General features: G+C 70.4%; 1 pseudogene. It reads left to right on the top strand.

What is annotated here, in order from left to right:
• Positions 1 to 22 precede the first annotated feature (22 nt).
• A pseudogene (locus KUM32_RS41625) lies at positions 23 to 619 on the top strand (hydrolytic protein); the annotation flags it as partial.

Raw genomic sequence — 619 nt, 5'->3', positions numbered from 1 at the left:
GCTCCTGCTCGTGCGCCCCACCGTGCGCAGTGCGGCCAAGGACGCGGCCAACGACGTCGTGCGCCCCCGGCCGACGCCCGGACCGAGCGTGCCCGGCCAGGACGAACAGGGGGCCGGCGGCGGCGCGGACCAGCGGCCCGGGGGCGGTACGGACACTCAGCCCGGCGGCGGCACGGACACTCAGCCCGGTGGCGAGAAGGGCCCCGGGGCCGGCGGTCAGAACGGTGGCGACGGCAAGGCCAGGGGCGGTGACACGACCGGCGGCAAGGAACAGCATTCGGCCACGCTCGACGTGGAGGCGCCCGCGGGCGCGGTGGGTGCCACTCCGTACAAGGTGGAGAAGGGCAAGATGTTCGAGGTCACCGACATCGTCGTCTCCAACTACCAAGGCGACGAAGGGGTGTTGACCATCCACTTCGGTAACCGCAAGATCACGACGATCGCACTGGAGACCTTCCGCAACCTGGACTACCACTGGGTCACTCCCATCCGGATCACCGAGAACGCCACCGTGCGGGCCCAGATAACCTGCGCGAAGCCGGGCACGCCGGCGACGGGACAACGGGCGCAGGGGTGCCACGAGGTCGTCAACGTCAGCGGTCTGCTCAGTGACTACAGG

The organism is Streptomyces sp. AC627_RSS907 (genome assembly GCF_019049165.1).
The sequence above is the reverse complement of the archived record's forward strand: the minus strand, read 5'-3'. Positions and strand labels throughout refer to the sequence as shown.